Here is a 17,161-nt window from a genome sequence, read left to right as displayed (position 1 = left end):
TCGGCTCGTGCACCGACTCCTCTTACGAAGACATGACCCGGGCGGCGTCGGTGGCGCGACAAGCGGCGGAGAAAGGTTTGACCGTTCAGGCGCAATACATCGTGACGCCGGGATCGGAGCAGGTGCGCTACACGGCGGAGCGGGACGGACTGTTGCGCGATTTCGAAGCGATCGGCGGCATCGTCATGGCGAATGCGTGCGGGGCCTGCATCGGGCAATGGAAACGGCATACGGACGATTCGACACGGGCGAATTCGATCGTCACCAGCTTTAACCGGAACTTCGCGGCGCGGAACGATGGAAATCCGAAAACCCATGCTTTTATTGCCTCGCCGGAGGTGGTGACGGCTATGACGATTGCGGGACGCATTACTTTCAACCCGCTGACCGACACGATACCCGATAAGGAGGGAACGGCGGTGCGGCTGGATGCGCCGACGGGCCGGGAGCAGCCCGCCGCAGGGTTCGCAGTGGACGATCCGGGTTATCAGGCGCCGGCGGCGGACGGGACAGATGTGACGGTGGTTATCGCGCCGGATTCTCAACGGCTGCAACGGCTGGAGCCGTTCGCGGCATGGGACGGAGAAGATTTCGAGGGGCTGCGACTGCTGATCAAAACGCGGGGGAAATGCACCACCGACCATATCTCGATGGCCGGGCCCTGGCTCAGGTTTCGCGGGCACCTCGAAAACATTTCGGACAACTTGTTGATGGGGGCGACCAACGCTTTCGCGACGGAGGGACGGGATGCGGTGAACTGCGTATTGAATCCGACTCTACCGGGGCAGACATACGACAAGGTCTCGGCTGTAGCGAAGGACTATAAGGCCAAGGAGGTGGGAAGCATCGTGGTGGCGCAGGAAAACTACGGCGAGGGTTCGTCGCGGGAGCATGCGGCGATGGAGCCTCGGTTTTTGGGGGTAAAAGCGGTGCTGGCGCAGTCGTTCGCCCGGATCCACGAGACCAACCTCAAGAAACAGGGCATTCTGGCCTTGACTTTCGCCCATAAGGCGGACTGGGAGAAGGTGCGGGAAGACGATACAATTTCGATACTCGGTCTGAAAGACTTTGCACCGGGGGTTCCGATGACCGTCGTGTTGCAACACGCGGACGGGACTACCGAAAGTTTCGAGGCCGAACATACTTATAACGAGCTGCAAATTGCCTGGTTCCGGGCGGGGAGCGCACTCAACTTACTGAGCAAAAAAACGAACGCATAATGAATAAAATCACCATCAGCAACGGAGTTTTGGAGGTGCCGGACAAACCGGTCATTCCTTTTATTGAGGGGGACGGCATCGGAGTGGATATCTGGCCGGCGACGCGGCGAATTGTCGACGCGGCAGTCGCGGCTTGTTACGGCGGGCAACGGCAGATCGAGTGGCGGGAGGTGCTGGCTGGTCAAAAAGCGTTCGACCGGACAGGCGAATGGCTCCCGGCTGAGACGCTGGAGATTTTTCGAGAGTACCTCGTGGGGATCAAAGGGCCGCTGACCACGCCGATCGGCGGAGGGATTCGGTCGTTGAACGTCGCTTTGCGGCAGGAGCTCGATTTGTACGTCTGCCAGCGTCCGACCCGTTATTTCCAGGGGGTCGTGACACCGCTCAAGCGGCCGCAGGATGTCGACATGGTGATTTTCCGGGAGAATACGGAGGATATCTACGCCGGAATCGAGTGGCAGACAGGAACGCCGGAGGCGATCAGGTTGCGGGAATTTCTGATCAACGAGATGGGGGTTCGGAAGATTCGCTTTCCGGAGAGTTCGTCGTTCGGCATCAAACCGGTCTCCCGGGAGGGGACGGAACGGCTCGTGCGGGCGGCGATTCGGTATGCGATCGACCATCGCCTGCCGTCGGTGACTTTGGTGCACAAGGGGAATATCATGAAGTTCACCGAGGGTTCCTTCAAGAATTGGGGGTACGAGTTGGCGGAACGGGAGTTCGGCGGACAGACCTTCACTTGGGCCGAGTGGGAACGGATTAAGAAAGCGGAAGGGGAAGAGGCTGCGAATACGGCTCAGACGGCGGCTGTGAACGCGGGCAAAGTCATTATCAAAGATGCCATTGCCGACGCTTTCCTACAGTGGACGCTGCTCAAACCGCGGGAGTTCTCGGTGATCGCCACCCTGAACCTGAACGGGGACTATATTTCGGATCAGCTGGCCGCCATGGTCGGCGGCATCGGGATCGCGCCGGGGGCCAATATCAACTACACCACGGGACATGCCATTTTCGAGGCCACGCACGGGACGGCGCCGATCCATGCTGGGAAGAACAAGGCCAACCCCTGCTCGCTCCTGCTCTCGGCGGTCATGATGCTCCAATACATGGGATGGGCAGAGGCTGGAGAGGCTATTATACGGGCCATGGAGAGCGCATTCGTCGAGGGAAAAGCGACCTACGATCTGGTTCGTTTTATGGAGAACGGCACCCGGCTCTCGACCAGCGAATTTGCCGATCTGTTGATCGCGAAAATTAACGACAAAGGAGATGAATAAAGACTATCTGATATACAAGCTCTCGGAAACCGTCAAGGAGACTTCGCGGATCGAAAACGACCTCTTCAAATGCTTCGGCGTGAAACGCGGGCTGCGGAATGAGGATCACTCGGGGGTGCTGGTCGGTCTGACCAACATCGGCGACGTGGTGGGCTACGAACGGCTGGCCGACGGCAAAGGTTTGAAAGCCATTCCCGGCAAACTGCTCTACCGGGGGATCGACGTGGCCGATCTCGTGCACGGCGTCCAGGACGAAGAGCGGTTAGGATATGAGGAGACGGCCTTTTTGCTGCTCTCGGGCTACCTGCCGGACAGGGAGGAGCTGGACACCTTCACCAACCTGCTGAACGAACAGATGGTCTTGCGCCATGCGGCGAAGATGAACATCCTGCAACTCTACGGGAACGACATCATGAACATCCTGGCGCGGTCGGTACTGGTGCTCTACGCTTTCGACGAGAATCCGGACGATACCTCGCGCGACAATCTGGTACGGCAGTCGGTAGACCTGATCGCGAAGTTTCCGTCGATCATCGCCTATGCCTACCACACGATGAACCACAACAAGAACGGCGGGTCGCTGCACATCCGGATTCCGAAACCGGGCTTCTCGCTGGCCGAAAACTTCATCTACATGATGAAGGGTTCCAAAGGATATACCCCGCTGGATGTCAAAGTATTGGACCTGTGCCTGATTCTGCATGCGGAACACGGCGGGGGGAACAACTCGACCTTCACGACGCGGGTGACCAGCTCGTCGGGGACGGACACCTACTCTTCGATCGCAGCAGCGATCGGTTCGCTGAAAGGGCCGTTGCACGGGGGAGCCAATTTGCAGGTCATCGACATGTTCGCCCACTTGCGAGAGGTGATCTCGGACTGGACGGACGAGGCGGAGATCAAGGCTTACCTGATGCGGATGCTGCGCAAGGAGGTGTACGACAAGAAGGGGTTGATTTACGGGATCGGACATGCGGTCTACACGATTTCCGATCCGCGAGCCCTGCTGCTCAAGGAGATGGCACGTTCGCTGGCCCAGGAGAAGGGACGGGAGAAGGAGTTCGCTTTTCTCGAATCCGTCGAACGGCTAGCCGTGGAGAGCTTCATGGAATTCAAAGGCAACTCGGTGAACAAAAAGGTGTGCGCCAATGTGGACTTCTATTCGGGCTTCGTGTACGACATGATCGGATTGCCGCGGGAGGTCTACACCCCGTTGTTCGCCATGTCGCGTATCGCCGGATGGGTGGCACACCGGACAGAGGAGCTGAATTTCGACAGTCGGCGCATTATCCGGCCGGCCTATAAGAATGTCGCTCCAGCTACGGAATACAAGGCGTTGGAACAACGGTAGCCGCATCTCCGACCACAGAGAGGGGGAAGACATGGCAAATGTCTTCCCCCTCTCTGTTTTAATCCTTTTTTACTCCTGCGGAACTATTTGCGCGAAACGGTATTCGAGTTCTGATTGTATGCTTTTGCCACGCATCTCCACGCTCCGTCGATCTTCAGAAGCAACAAATAGTCCGTAAAATCGATTCGGCCACCCCATCCCTCTTCCAATACGCGCACGACGGCCACAGTCTCCTCTACGGCAAGGACATCTACGCGAGCCTTGAATCCGGAACCGGCTCCCACCGTATCCACGTTCCGGTAAAATCGGTCGATGGAGCCGCGTTCCAACACTCCGTCCAGATAGCCGAAAAGTACGGCATCATCGACGAAAAGAGTTCTGGCATGCCGGCTGTCTCCCTCGGCAACACTCTTGACAAACTTCATAGCGGCCTCCTGTACAGCCTCGTATTCTATAATTTCGCTTCTCATGTTTTTGTTTTCTTTTTGCCGGCAAAGTTAGAACGGTGTTCCGGTAACCGCAAGTACCGAAAAATTATTCATATACCGAAAAATTATTGGGTATGACGTGATCGAACATTATCACTAATTTTACAGCGAATCCCACCCGGAACACCTATGGCCTACGAAAGAAAAATACCGATCGACCTCGATTGTCCGCTCCGTTTGACGATGAGTCTGATCGAATCGAAATGGAAATCCTGTATTCTTGACGAAATGCGTACCCGGCCGGAAGGAATACGGCCGAGCGAGATCCACAAATGCCTGCCGGAAGCCACGCCCCGCGTACTGGACATACAGTTGAAAGAGATGGTGGAGGACGGGCTGGTATCGAAAACCATTTTTCCGGAACTGCCTCCCAGATCGGAATATAGGATAACTTCGCTGGGGCTCTCGTTGTTGCCCATCATCGATGCCATGATCCGCTGGGGCGAGGAACATATGGATATCTTCGAAAAGAAATACCGGAAAGGCTTTTAATCCGGTTCTTGCGAACAAAAAAGAGCGGCTCCGGGGTATGCCGGCAGCCGCTCTGAAGAGCAAAATAGCATCCCCCTACACCAGCCGCGCCAACATATTCTTCACATTGTTCGCAATCCGCTCCTCCGTCGCCGGTTCCATGCCGCGGTCGAACTTCTCGCCCGTAATGTGTTCGTACAGTTCGATATACCGTTCGCTCACGCTGTCCACGAACGCGTCCGTCAGCTCCGGCATCACATCCCCCTTGCGCCCCTGGAACCCGTGTTCCATCAGCCATTCGCGGACGAACTCTTTGGAGAGCTGCCGTTGCTGCTCGCCCCGGTCGAACCGTTCTTGATAACCGTCGGCATAGAAATAACGCGAGCTGTCCGGCGTGTGCACCTCGTCGATCAGGTAAATCTCGCCGTCTTTCTTGCCGAACTCGTACTTCGTATCCACGAGGATCAAACCGTGTTGAGCCGCAATCTCCGTCCCGCGTTCGAAGAGCTGCATGGCATATTTTTCGAGCACCGCATAATCCTCCGCTGAAACCAGTCCCCGGGCAATAATATCCTCTTTCGAAATATTCTCGTCATGAAGCCCCAGTTCCGCTTTCGTAGTCGGCGTGATAATGGGTTTCTCGAATTTCTGGTGTTCGCGCATCCCCTCCGGCAGCGGCACTCCGCAGATCGACCGGGCCCCGGCCTTGTAATCCCGCCACGAACTCCCCGTCAAATAACCCCGGACGATCATCTCCACGGCAAACGGCTGGCATTTGTACCCCACCGTCACCATCGGATCGGGCGAAGCGATCTTCCAGTTCGGACAAATATCGGTCGTCGCGTCCAACGCCTTGGCTGCAATCTGGTTCAACACCTGCCCCTTGAACGGAATCCCTTTCGGAAGCACCACGTCGAACGCCGAAATGCGGTCGGTAACGACCATGGCCAAATATTTGTCGTCGATGTCATACACATCGCGCACTTTGCCTTCGTACAAAGATTTCTGACCGTCGAAGTGCAGATCGGTCTTTACCAATGCTTTCGCCATTTTTATGACTATGTGAAATTTAGTATGTGTCTCTATCGCATCAATCCCGCGGCGCCCCGTGTTTCTCGAACGCCTGCACGATGTGTTTGACCAATTCGTGCCGCACGATATCCTGCTTGTCGAACTCCACGACCCCGATTCCCTTGATTCCGCGCAGCATCCCGATGGCAGGCATCAGCCCTGAATCTCCCTGATGGGGCAAATCGACCTGCGTGACATCTCCGGTCACGATAAATTTCGCATTGCGCCCCATCCGGGTCAGAAACATCTTGATCTGCGACAACAGGGTGTTCTGCGCCTCGTCCAGAATCACGAAGGCGTTGTCCAGCGTCCGTCCGCGCATATAGGCCAGCGGCGCAATCTGCACAATCCCCTCGGCCATATAGTCCTGCAACTTTTTCGGGGGAATCATGTCGTTCAGGGCGTCATACAGCGGCTGCAAGTAAGGATCGAGTTTCTCCTTCATATCCCCCGGCAAAAAGCCCAGCTTCTCGCCCGCCTCCACCGCCGGACGGGTCAGGATAATCCGCCGCACCTCCTTATTTTTCAAGGCACGCACCGCCAGCGCGATCGCCGTATAGGTTTTCCCGCTCCCCGCCGGCCCGACGGCGAACAGGAGGTCGTTTTTCGCATACAGCTCCACCAACTTCCTCTGGTTAGTCGTCCGGGCACGAACGATATTTCCGTTGTTCCCATAGACGATGACATCCTCCGTCCCCGCCGCCGTATCGCCCTCTCCCGCCACAGGACGCCGATCGACGGTCGGCACATCGAAAATCTGATCCAGCACCTCCGGCGAAAGATGCCCATAGCGCCGAAAATAGGCGACCAACTGCGCAAACCGCTCTTCGAAACGGACGATCTGCTCCTCCGACCCCAGTAACTTCAACGTCCCACCCCGCGCCACGATTTTCAATTCGGGGAACTTTCCCACCAGACGATGGAAATTGACATCCGCCGCCCCGTAAAAATCCGCCGGGTCGATCGTTCCGTCGAGATCTATGATCTTTTCGCCCATAAAAACCAGAAACAGCTCTATTTCAGAATCATATAGCCGATCGAAATCGCCACTTTCTGCTCCTTGACCTTCAGACCGGAGATATAATCTTCCGCTCCCCGCTGCTGATTGGCGATTTTCGAGAAGTTGCCGCAATACCGCGCATCGATGGTCAATCGCCCGAGATCAACCCCGACACCCGCCTGATAGCCCATCACGAAGTTATCGAGTCGCGGAGCCACTTTCGCCTCTTTCAATCCGACGTTCATCACCTCGTCCATCGGAAAACGGAACGACGGCCCGGCCATCAGCCGCACGATCGAAAATTTCCATCCCACCAGAACCGGCACTTCGATCCAGTTGGAGCGCACTTTCAGTTTATCGTTCGTAACAGTTCCGTCCGCCGCCTTCGTTTCGACCGGGAACGATCCGCTGGTACGGCTGTAGACCACCTCCGGCTGGATCAGGAAGCCCAGCGGAAGCCGCACCCGCGCCTGGAGCCCGATTTCGAACCCCGGCTTGGTGCTGCTTTCGGAATAACGATCCCGATCGGCCGACGAAAAGGTGTACTTCAAATCCGAGCTATTGATCAACAGGCCGCCTTTCACCCCGAACTGTACGGGCGATGCGGCATGCACGCCGCTCAGCGCAGCCACGCAAAAACAGATAGAGAGCAATGTTTTCTTCATCATGCGAAATAAAAATAACGGGGCAAATATACTCCAATTTTTCGCTTACAGCAACGGGCTGAAAAGTCGTGCCACCGACTCCTTGAGCATCTCGCCCCGCGGACGGGTCGCCCAGTGTTTTCGGGTCAGTTTCACACACCCTTCCAGATCCTGTAGGAACCGTCGCTCGATCTGATCCGTCACCCGCGAGTCGTAAATCATGGCCGTCACCTCGAAATTGTCCTCAAAACTCCGATTGTCCATATTGGCCGTCCCGATCGAGCTGAAGTGGTCGTCGATGGTCATGATTTTGCTGTGGTTGAACCCTTCGGTATAAAGATATACCTTGATCCGCGCCTCCAGCAGCTCGGCGATGTACGACCGCGAAGCCCAGTAGACGATCTTGCTGTCCGAGCGCGACGGCAACATGATCCGCACGTCGATACCGCTCAGGGCCGCCACTTTCAAAGCGGTCAGCAGCGATTCGCCGGGCATGAAGTACGGGGTCGAGATGTAGATATGATCCGTCGCCTTGTTGATAGCGGCGAAATAGGCCTGCATAATCGTTGCCCAATCCGAGTCCGGCCCCGAGGTGGCGATCTGCACCGCCGTCTCTCCGGCGTTCATTCCCGCCGGCGAGAGATACTTCTCCTTGTCCCGCAGCTGAATGCCGGTGGCGAAATACCAGTCCGTGAGGAAGGTCAGTTGCAACATGTGTACCGCCGCCCCCTCAATCTTCAGGTGGGTGTCGCGCCACGGGCCGTATTTGGTGCCGTGCAGATAGCGGTCGGCGATATTCAACCCACCAGTGTACCCCACCCGACCGTCGATCACCACGATTTTGCGGTGGTTGCGGTAGTTGATTTTGCTGGTCAGCCACGGAAAGACGACCGGCATGAAACAGTGAATCTGTATCCCCGCCTCGCGCAGCGAACGGATAAAACGCCGCTTGAGGTTCCAGCTCCCCACGTCGTCGTAAATGAACCGCACCTCCACCCCGCTCCGGGCCTTCGCTTTCAGAATCTCGACGATTTCGCCCCCCAATTCGTCGTTTTCGAAGATATAGTATTCCAGATGGATCGATGATTCGGCCCGCCGCAAAGCATCGATCAGCGATGAAAAGGTCTCCTCGCCGTCGTTCAACACCTCCAGCCGATTGTCGGTCGTCAACAGCGATTTGTTGTTATTGAGCAACAGCGTGATGATTTCCCGGTTCGCCGCTACCACCGGGTTGGAAAAGTTGTCCATCTCGCGCAACTGCCGATAGCTCAGGTGTTCGAACTGCTTAAGGTCTTTAATTTCCTTACGGTTGAAGATTTTCTGTTTGCGATAGTCCTGGCCGAAAAAGACGAAGAGGCCGATGCCGACAAACGGCAGAAGAATCACCACGGCGATCCACGACAAAGCCCGAATCGGATCGCGCCGCTCGTGCAACACGGTGAATACCGTCGCGATAACCAGCAAAAAGTAGGATACCAGTAACGCGTATATGAGGATACTCCACCAGTCCATGCTGGCTAAATTAGCAAATTTTCCGCCAAATCGTTCGATTCGGACAAAATCTGCTCCCTCGACAGCGGTACGGTGAACAATTTTGCCCGATATTTGCAGAAGAAAGAGGCAAAGAATTCTTCTTCTCGAGAGTTCGGCACTTTAATTATATATTTCGAAAAAAGAACCAAACGATATGAATCAGGCATTGAACGTCCTGCTGCGCGCCGCCATCGCCGCTGCGGCCAGCGACCGCGAAAAATTCGTCGATCGGGTCAGCGGACTGATCGAAGACAAAGTCGGCACCTCCTCCCAGACCGCCCAGAAGGTAGCGGGCGGAATCGACCAGCTGGTAGATATGCTCGACCAGCAGCTCTTTTTCCAACAACTCACGTCCGATCATCGGACGGCCGACGGCGAACTGGAAAAAAAGATCGACCGGCTGACGGCCGCTATCGATAAACTCAATGCGAATCTGGAAAAACTCTCCGATCGATGAAACCGACCAATCTCTACGTAGGCTACCTGAAAATCAAGCGGGCCGGCGAAATCACCGGAATCATCATCGGACAGGGTTTTGACGAGCTCATCGCCCGTTCCTGGATCGGGCGACGCATCCGCAAACGGCGCATCCGGAAGTCGAAACCGGTCTATACGACCGAAGAGCGGCTGCGGCTGACGATCGAGGACCTCGGGCCGACCTACATCAAGTTCGGTCAGATTCTGGCCGACCGACCGGACGTCGTGTCGGAACGGTTCCGGAGCGAGTTGAAAAAATTGCAGTCCCGCGCCCTGCCGTTCGACGACCGACAGGCCCGCAGCCTGATCGAAGACGAATTGGGGGTGCCGATCGAGAAGGTGTTCGCCACGTTCGACGACACCTGTATGGCTTCGGCTTCGATCGGACAGGTCTACGGCGCGACGCTGGCGGACGGGACACCGGTGATCGTCAAGATACGGCGTCCGAAAATCGAGCAGAAGATCAAGCTCGACCTCTACCTCATGCGTTTTCTGGCGGCCAAACTGGCCAAGAACTATCCGGAAATGGCCGCGCTCGACATCGTCGGCGTGGTGGACGAATTCGGAGAGAGTATCCTGCACGAGCTGGACTACAGCTATGAGGCGGCCAACATCCTCCGCTTCCGGCAGATGTTCGAAAACGACCTAACAGTCTACATTCCGAAAGTCTATACGGAATACACGACCCGCCGACTGCTCGTCATGGAACGGGTGACGGGCATCACGCCGGACGATCCGATGGTGCTGAAAGCCAACGGACTGGATACGCAACAGATTGCATTGAACGGAGCGAATGCCCTTCTGACGATGATTCTGCGCCACGGGTTTTTCCACGCCGATCCGCATGCGGGCAACATCTTTATCCTGCCGAACAATGTTATCGCATTCATCGACTTCGGGATGGTCGGGGCGCTGACACCACGGGACATGGATTTTCTGGCCAACATTTCGATCGGCTTCGTGCGGCGCGACCCGGCTACGGTGGCGGATGCCTTGATCTCGTTGTGCAACGTGCGCTTCTTCAAAAAACGCGACGAACTGATATTCAGCCTCCAGCAGATGATCGCACAATACAGCCACGTCGCGATCGAAAAGCTCGATTATGCGGCGATGATCCAGCAATGCATCAACCTGATTACGAAATTTTCACTTCAGATACCGGGCGGTATCTTTATGCTGGTCAAGTCTTTGGCAACCATTCAAAAAGTGGCTGAAAAACTGGATCCGGACATTCCGTTCACGCCGTTGATTGCGCCGTATGCCAAGGATGTCATTATGAATCGCTTCTCGCCCCGCAAACTGGCCGGAGAGCTGTATCAGACCTTGAAAAACTACGCCAGTCTGGCCTCCAACCTGCCGAACGACATCAGTGAAATCCTCTATAAGCTGAAACAGGGAGAGATACGCCACAACATCCGCTTCGAAAACAGCGAGATGTTACAGAAGGCGGTGCGGAACGTCGGGTTCAGGATGGCCTACGCCTTGATCCTCGTCGGATTGTTCATCGGCTCGGTCTTGCTGATCAATACGCGCTCCGACTTAGGATATGCGAAGTTCCTGCTCTGGGCCTCTTCGATATTGATTTTTATTCTGATTTTCAAGTGGATGTTCCGAAGAAAATAAACTGTCGCTTTATATTCTGAAGAACAATCCGAGGATAACGAACACGGCGTATGCGATACTCGCTACGCCGTTTGTTATACCGAACATCGCCCCGATCCGCGACAGATCGTCCGGACGCACGATGAGATGCTGATAGAGCAATAATGCGAGAAAAATCGCCGCTCCGATACAGTACAAAATCCCTCCTCCCAAGCTAAATCCCACCACCGCCACCATCGCCGCGGTAACCGCATGCAGCAAAACACTGACCCACAACGCTCCCCGCACACCTAACGCTGCCGGAATCGAGTGCAATCGCTGCGAACGGTCGAAATCCACATCTTGCAGGGCATAAATAATATCGAAGCCCGTGACCCATGTCAATACCAAAACGGACAACCATACGGGAACAATCGACAAAGTCCCCGTCACGGCGATATACGCTCCGCACGGCGCCATCGCCAGCCCCAACCCCAACACCGCATGACACAACGCCGTAAATCGCTTGGTATAGCTATACCCGAGCACCACCAGCAACACCACCGGCGAAAGCCAGAGAGTCAGTCGATTGAAAGTCGCGGCAACGACCACAAAAGCCACCGCATTGAGCACCACAAACCACCTCGCCGCCCGAACGCTAATCTTTCCAGCAGGAATCTCCCGCCCGGCTGTCCGCACATTCTGCGCATCGAATCGCCTGTCGATCAAACGATTGAACCCCATCGCCGCATTTCGAACAAAGACCATGCAGGCCAATATTCCCACCAAAATCCAAAAATCGAAACCCCTTTCCAACACCCCTAAAACATAGCCGATCAACGCAAACGGCAACGCAAATGCCGTATGTGCGAATTTCACCAAAGAGAAGTAATGCTTTAGGTTTCCCATCCGGATAGACTAAAAATGAATCAAATAAGGTTTTAAAACCTCTGCCAGCCTCCCCACATCGCGCGACGGATTCGCCACCACCACATTGGCCTGCTCATAATAGGCCTCCCGCACCGCCAAGGTGTCGGAAACATACTGCAAAAGCTCCTCCGGCGACTTGCCCGCCAAAAGCGGACGACAAACTTTCGCCGAAGCCAACCGATCGGCCAGCATCGCGGGAGCCAATTTCAAATAAACCGTCACCCCGCCGGCATTCATCGCCTCCATATTTCCGTTAAAACACGGCGTTCCACCTCCGGTAGAGATGACAGCATCTCGCTTATTGGAGAGAATCTCCTGCAAATAAACACGTTCCAACTCCCGAAATCGCTCCTCTCCCCGCGTCGCGAAAATTTCCCCGATCGTCAGCCCCTCTCCCGCCTCGATCGCCTTGTCAAGATCGACAAAATCATACCCCAACCGACTCGCTAGCGGTCGCCCGAGCGTCGTCTTTCCGCTCCCCATAAAACCGATCAGGAAAATCAACATCTCTTAAAAATGACAATTAAAATAGTTCCAGTTGATTATCCTCTCCAAGAGAAACAGATTCTTCACCCTCTACCTCCACATCGGTGACCGTAGTCGCGACGGACTCCATCGCCGCAGCATCCGTTTCCGGCTCTTTCCGTAAAGGCTCCAGCCAAACCACCTCGGCCAACGTCAGGTTCGAAAGCCGCTTCCCTTTCGCCCGATGGCTCTTCACGCCGATAAATTCATCGGCATCCACCACCTCCGGAGAGCGCTCGTTGTACTTGCCGCCATATTGCAGCTTCACCACCGGATATTTATCGCCATTCAACGTAACGAACTCGTTTTCAGGCTCGACGAACTGCTGCGGACGCTGATCGCACTGCTCCGCCTGGAAGCGTTTGATGTAGTGCAATCCCTGCTCCCGATCGATATACACCACCGTATAGATCTTCTCCGGATCGTACTTTTCGACAAAAAGCAGATTCTCAGGGAAATGCTGCCCCAGATCGTAATTGGAGGTATAATACTGCGCATCTTTGGTAAAGACCACCAACCGGTCGTCGCCCACGAATTCACCCAACAACTCGCCGCGCTCCTCCGTATTGAGGCGGTTGATGTCGTGGTCGAACCAGACATTCTGGCCCCCCAAAGTCGAAGCTCCCCGCTCTTTCATGACAATCTTGTGGATCGCATAGCGCGAAAAGAGATTACCCTGCGACTGCCGTCCCTTAATCACCAAATCGCCGAAATTGAGGTCGGTAATCAACTTCTTCAGCCGCGGCCGCGGTTTGAAATAGATTTTCAAAGTCTCCGCCTCTCCGTTCGGATTGACGCTCATATAGAGCACCTCGCTCCCCGCCTCCCCTTTCGTGATGTCGTACTCGCGATCGCGCGTAATTCCCTTGATGGCGCACCGTTTCATCATAATCGCCCCTTTCAGCCCATCCCGGTAGAGCACATTATAGATCGTCCGATCGTCGTTCCGCTTGAACACCCCGATGTAGAGGATGTTCTTGCTGAAAAACGCCTTCTCCGACACTTTGGTAATCACGTACTTACCTTGCTTATTGAAGATAATCACGTCGTCGATGTCCGAGCAGTCGCACACGAACTCCTCTTTCTTCATCCCGGCTCCGATCCCATAGAAACCTTCCGCCCGATTGACATACAGTTTGGCATTGGCCACCACCACCTTAGCCGCTTCGATCGTATCGAAACTCCGAATCTCGGTCTTCCGCTCCCGCCCCTTGCCGTGCTTCTTTAAAATATTTTGATAATACGCAATCGTATAATCCGTTATCGTCGCCAAGTGATGTTCCACTTCAGCAATTTCCGCCTCGATATTCCGGATCTGTTCGTCGGCCCGGAAAGCGTCGTATCGCGAAATCCGCTTGATCTTGATCTCCGTCAGCTTAACGATGTCCTCGCGCGTCACCTCCCGCCTCAATTGTGCCTTGAACGGCGTCAACTCGCGGTCGATGGTTTCGAGCACCCCTTCCCACGTCGTACACTCTTCGATCGAATTGTAAATCCGATTTTCGATAAAAATCCGTTCCAACGACGACATGTGCCACTCCTCGTTCAATTCACCCAGCCGGATTTCGAGCTCCCGTTTCAAAAGCCCCTTGGTATGTCCCACCGACCGCCGCAACATATCGCTCACCCCGATAAACAACGGTTTTTTATCCTCGATCACACAAGCGTTCGGAGAGATCGAGACTTCGCAATCCGTAAAGGCATACAGCGCGTCGATGGTCTTGTCCGGCGACACATCGCCCGAAAGGTGCACCACGATCTCGACATTGGCCGCCGTATTGTCGTCCACCCGCTTGATCTTGATCTTCCCTTTCTCATTGGCCTTGAGGATCGAGTCGATCACGGTCGAGGTGCTCTTCCCATACGGAATTTCACTGATGACCAGAGTCTTTTTATCCAGTTTCGTAATCCTCGCCCGCACTTTGACCGCTCCGCCGCGCATCCCGTCGTTGTACCGCGAACAGTCGATCAAACCGCCGGTCGGAAAATCGGGATAAAGCGTAAATTCCTCGCCTTTAAGATAGGCGACAGAAGCTTCTAAAAGCTCGATAAAGTTGTGCGGCAGTATCTTGGAAGCCAGCCCTACGGCAATCCCTTCGACCCCCTGCGCCAGCAACAGCGGAAACTTTACCGGCAGCGTCACCGGCTCCTGATTCCGCCCGTCGTACGACAGCATCCACTCCGTGGTCTTCGGATTGAACACCACATCCAGCGCCAGTTTCGACAACCGCGCCTCAATATATCGCGGCGCCGCCGCACTGTCCCCCGTGAGGATATTCCCCCAGTTCCCCTGCGTATCGACCAGCAAATCCTTCTGCCCCAGCTGCACCAAGGCATCCCCGATCGAGGCATCGCCGTGCGGGTGGAACTGCATGGTGAAACCGATGATATTGGCCACCTTATTGTACCGGCCGTCGTCCATCCGCTTCATGGAGTGCAAAATCCGCCGCTGCACCGGCTTCAAGCCGTCGTCCAAGTGGGGCACGGCCCGTTCCAAGATCACATAGGATGCGTAATCCAGGAACCAGTCCTTATACATCCCCGTCAGCCGATGGGCCACCGCCTCTCCGGTCAGCCGCGCATACTTACTCCCAGCCCCCTGTTCCGCAACTTCGGAAGCTGCGGCCGCGTCCACCGGGACAATCGTTTCGTTTTCTTCTATCTCGCTCATCTATAACCCTTTTCCGTAATCTATCTTTTAAATCGCTTCAGTCAGTTCCTGTGCATTTTCCAACTCCTCGACCAAATCCTCCTCGATTTTCAGGTTGTCGATAATGAAATCCTGCCGTTCCTGCGTATTTTTCCCCATGTAGAACTCCAGCAGATCCGAGATCGGATCTCCCTTGGTCAGCCGCACCTTTTCGAGCCGAATCCCTTCGCCGATAAACTCCTTGAACTCATCGGGAGAAATCTCCCCCAGCCCTTTGAACCGGGTGATCTCCGGATTGGCCCCCAGCTTCGCGATCGCCTGCTGCCGCTCGGTCTCGGTATAACAATACCGCGTCTCTTTCTTGTTCCGCACCCGGAACAACGGCGTCTGCAAAATATAAAGGTGCCCGCCCCGGATGATATCCGGAAAGAACTGCAAGAAGAAGGTGATCAACAACAGCCGGATGTGCATTCCGTCGACATCGGCATCCGTCGCGATAATCACCTTGTTGTACCGCAGGTTGTCCATATCCTCCTCGATGTTCAACGCCGCCTGCAAGAGGTTGAACTCCTCGTTTTCGTAGACGATTTTTTTGGTCAGCCCATAAGTATTGAGCGGCTTCCCCCGCAAGCTGAACACCGCCTGCGTATTGACATCCCGACTCTTGGTGATCGACCCGCTGGCCGAGTCCCCCTCGGTGATGAAAATCGAGCTCTCCTCCGCCCGCTCGTTCTTATCTCCCAGATGAATCCGACAGTCCCGCAGCTTCTTGTTGTGCAACGAGACTTTTTTGGCAAACTCCCTCGCTTTCTTCTGAATCCCGCTGATCGCCTTTCGCTCCTTCTCCGCTTCCTGAATTTTTTTCAGCAGTATATCAGCCGTTTCCGGGTTTTTATGCAAGTAATTATCGAGGTGCTCTTTCAGGAAGTCGACCACGAAATTCCGCACCGTCGGCCCCTCCGGCCCCATCTCTTTCGACCCCAGTTTGGTCTTGGTCTGCGACTCGAAAACCGGCTCTTCTACCTTGACGCTGACAGCGGCGATAATCGAAGTCCGAATGTCCGACGCGTCGAAGTCCTTTTTATAGAACTCCCGCACGGTCTTCACCACCGCCTCGCGGAAAGCCGCCTGGTGCGTCCCTCCCTGCGTGGTATGCTGCCCGTTCACGAACGAATAGTAGGTCTCGTTGTATCCCGTCCCGTGGGTCATCGCTACTTCGATATCGTCCCCCGAGAGGTGAATCGCCGGGTAGAGAAACTCGCCTCCGACGCTCTCGTTCAGCAGATCGAGCAGCCCGTTTTTCGACACATACGGCACCCCGTTGAACTTGATGACCAAACCCGCATTGAGGTAGGTGTAATTCCGGAGCATCGTCTCGATAAACTCGAAATTATAGCGATAATCCCCAAACACAGTCGTATCCGCCACGAACCGCACCCGCGTTCCATTCTTCTCGCCGGTCGAATCGGTATGCTCCCCGACTTTAGAGCCCGCCTGGAACTCGATCGTCCTGGCCTCGCCGTCCCGCGTACTGGTTATCGTAAAGGTCGAAGACAAGGCATTCACGGCCTTGATCCCCACCCCGTTAAGCCCGACCGACTTCTTGAAAGCCTTGGAGTCGTACTTCGCCCCGGTATTCATTTTCGAAGCCACCTCTTCCAACTTCCCGAGCGGAATCCCGCGACCGTAGTCCCGAATCGTTACGGCCGCATCCTCCACCCAGATTTCGATCTGCTTCCCGAAACCCATCATGTACTCGTCCAGCGAGTTGTCGAGCACCTCTTTGATCAGGATATAGATCCCGTCGTCCGGCTGCGATCCGTCGCCGAGTTTGCCGATATACATCCCCGGCCTCCGCCGGATATGCTCTTTCCAGTCGAGCGTCCGAATATGCTCCTCCGAATAGTCGTTCACTGCCTCTTGCACTGCTGTCATCTCCTAAT

At 55.3% G+C, this 17,161-nt stretch carries 15 protein-coding genes; 6 read left to right on the top strand and 9 right to left on the bottom strand.

All coding sequences use genetic code 11. The features are described 5' to 3' along the window. The 3 genes from QZ302_RS00280 to QZ302_RS00270 all read left to right on the top strand — a co-directional run. Positions 1–1,220 (top strand): aconitase family protein (locus QZ302_RS00280; RefSeq protein ID WP_294591210.1); only part of this gene is annotated, 1,220 nt, incomplete at its 5' end. Beyond that, a complete protein-coding gene (gene icd, locus QZ302_RS00275) occupies positions 1,220–2,497 on the top strand; it encodes an NADP-dependent isocitrate dehydrogenase (RefSeq protein WP_294591208.1) in 1,278 nt (425 codons plus the stop codon). The genes QZ302_RS00280 and icd, both read left to right, overlap by 1 nt. Continuing rightward, positions 2,490–3,848, top strand: coding sequence for a citrate synthase (locus tag QZ302_RS00270; RefSeq protein ID WP_294591206.1), 1,359 nt, complete (start codon positions 2,490–2,492; stop codon positions 3,846–3,848). The genes icd and QZ302_RS00270 overlap by 8 nt, the downstream gene beginning before the upstream one ends. Before the next feature lie 83 nt (positions 3,849–3,931). Here the strand turns inward: QZ302_RS00270 and QZ302_RS00265 are convergent, their stop codons facing one another. After that, entirely contained in the window at positions 3,932–4,318 is a 387-nt protein-coding gene (locus QZ302_RS00265) for a nuclear transport factor 2 family protein (RefSeq protein ID WP_294591205.1), read from the bottom strand. Positions 4,319–4,465: 147 nt separating this feature from the next. Between QZ302_RS00265 and QZ302_RS00260 the strand changes: the two genes are divergently transcribed. Next, the gene (locus QZ302_RS00260; RefSeq protein WP_294591204.1) at positions 4,466–4,828 is read left to right on the top strand and encodes a helix-turn-helix domain-containing protein; all 363 of its coding nucleotides are present in this window, start codon (positions 4,466–4,468) and stop codon (positions 4,826–4,828) included. 75 nt (positions 4,829–4,903) lie between these two features. Here the strand turns inward: QZ302_RS00260 and QZ302_RS00255 are convergent, their stop codons facing one another. From QZ302_RS00255 to cls, 4 genes are read right to left on the bottom strand one after another with little or no spacing between them, the layout of a single operon-like run. After that, entirely contained in the window at positions 4,904–5,857 is a 954-nt protein-coding gene (locus QZ302_RS00255; RefSeq protein ID WP_294591203.1) for a phosphoribosylaminoimidazolesuccinocarboxamide synthase, read from the bottom strand. Between the two features lie 40 nt (positions 5,858–5,897). Beyond that, the gene (locus QZ302_RS00250) at positions 5,898–6,875 is read right to left on the bottom strand and encodes a PhoH family protein (RefSeq protein WP_294591202.1); all 978 of its coding nucleotides are present in this window, start codon (positions 6,873–6,875) and stop codon (positions 5,898–5,900) included. A 17-nt stretch (positions 6,876–6,892) separates the two neighbouring features. Beyond that, on the bottom strand, positions 6,893–7,546 hold the full coding sequence (locus QZ302_RS00245; protein ID WP_294591201.1) for a porin family protein: 654 nt from the start codon (positions 7,544–7,546) through the stop codon (positions 6,893–6,895). A gap of 42 nt (positions 7,547–7,588) precedes the next feature. Continuing rightward, positions 7,589–9,034, bottom strand: a complete 1,446-nt coding sequence (gene cls / locus QZ302_RS00240) for a cardiolipin synthase (protein ID WP_294591200.1) — start codon at positions 9,032–9,034, stop codon at positions 7,589–7,591. Between the two features lie 175 nt (positions 9,035–9,209). Here cls and QZ302_RS00235 point away from each other — a divergent pair, with 175 nt between their 5' ends. Together QZ302_RS00235 and QZ302_RS00230 are read left to right on the top strand one after the other, a co-directional pair. Continuing rightward, a complete protein-coding gene (locus QZ302_RS00235; RefSeq protein WP_294591199.1) occupies positions 9,210–9,512 on the top strand; it encodes a hypothetical protein in 303 nt (100 codons plus the stop codon). Continuing rightward, positions 9,509–11,155 (top strand): AarF/ABC1/UbiB kinase family protein, encoded by a 1,647-nt coding sequence (locus QZ302_RS00230; RefSeq protein WP_294591198.1) that lies wholly within the window; start codon positions 9,509–9,511, stop codon positions 11,153–11,155. Before QZ302_RS00235 ends, QZ302_RS00230 begins: the two co-directional genes overlap by 4 nt. A 9-nt stretch (positions 11,156–11,164) precedes the next feature. Here QZ302_RS00230 and QZ302_RS00225 read toward each other — a convergent pair whose 3' ends face one another. From QZ302_RS00225 to QZ302_RS00210, 4 genes are read right to left on the bottom strand one after another with little or no spacing between them, the layout of a single operon-like run. Continuing rightward, complete coding sequence (locus tag QZ302_RS00225) at positions 11,165–12,022, bottom strand: UbiA-like polyprenyltransferase (protein WP_294591197.1); 858 nt, start codon at positions 12,020–12,022, stop codon at positions 11,165–11,167. Between the two features lie 9 nt (positions 12,023–12,031). Then, a complete protein-coding gene (locus tag QZ302_RS00220; RefSeq protein WP_294591196.1) occupies positions 12,032–12,550 on the bottom strand; it encodes a shikimate kinase in 519 nt (172 codons plus the stop codon). Positions 12,551–12,566: 16 nt separating this feature from the next. Beyond that, positions 12,567–15,239, bottom strand: coding sequence for a DNA gyrase/topoisomerase IV subunit A (locus tag QZ302_RS00215; protein WP_294591195.1), 2,673 nt, complete (start codon positions 15,237–15,239; stop codon positions 12,567–12,569). Positions 15,240–15,266: 27 nt separating this feature from the next. Continuing rightward, the gene (locus tag QZ302_RS00210) at positions 15,267–17,153 is read right to left on the bottom strand and encodes a DNA topoisomerase IV subunit B (RefSeq protein WP_294591194.1); all 1,887 of its coding nucleotides are present in this window, start codon (positions 17,151–17,153) and stop codon (positions 15,267–15,269) included. Between the last annotated feature and the right edge of the window lie 8 nt (positions 17,154–17,161).

The organism is uncultured Rikenella sp. (assembly GCF_910579375.1).
Classification (GTDB): domain Bacteria; phylum Bacteroidota; class Bacteroidia; order Bacteroidales; family Rikenellaceae; genus Rikenella.
This window is presented reverse-complemented; position numbering and strand designations above follow the sequence as displayed.